The organism is Pseudoalteromonas sp. BMB, assembly GCF_001709235.1.
In the GTDB taxonomy this organism is placed as follows: domain Bacteria; phylum Pseudomonadota; class Gammaproteobacteria; order Enterobacterales; family Alteromonadaceae; genus Pseudoalteromonas; species Pseudoalteromonas maricaloris.
The window spans coordinates 1-420 of record NZ_MBQA01000100.1 but is presented as its reverse complement, the minus strand read 5'-3'; the positions used below and the strand labels follow the sequence as shown (position 1 = coordinate 420).

At 46.2% G+C, this 420-nt stretch carries 1 protein-coding gene; it reads left to right on the top strand.

Features of this window, described 5'->3' with window-relative positions; all coding sequences use genetic code 11:
• The coding region (locus BB427_RS07440; RefSeq protein ID WP_139119040.1) for a hypothetical protein at positions 1-420 on the top strand (420 nt) is incomplete at both ends.

Genomic DNA, 420 nt, shown 5'->3' with positions numbered 1-420 from the left:
CAGAACTTGATGCTTCTCAGAAAGAATGCAGAAACTATTCCACTGAAGTCTTCAAGCTTAGATCGCAATACGAAGAGAGCCAGGAGCATTATGAATCTGTAAAGAGGGAGAACAAGAACCTTCAAGATGAAATCAAGGACCTCGTGGACCAACTTGGTGAGGGCGGAAGGAGCGTACACGAGTTGGAGAAGGCTAGGAAGAGGTTAGAACTGGAGAAAGAAGAATTGCAGGCTGCTCTTGAAGAGGCTGAGGCTGCTCTAGAACAAGAAGAAAACAAAGTACTTCGTGCCCAGCTTGAACTTTCTCAAGTTAGACAAGAGATCGACAGGAGGTTACAAGAGAAAGAAGAGGAGTTCGAAAACACAAGGAAAAATCACCAACGTGCCATCGACTCCATGCAGGCCAGCTTGGAGGCTGAAG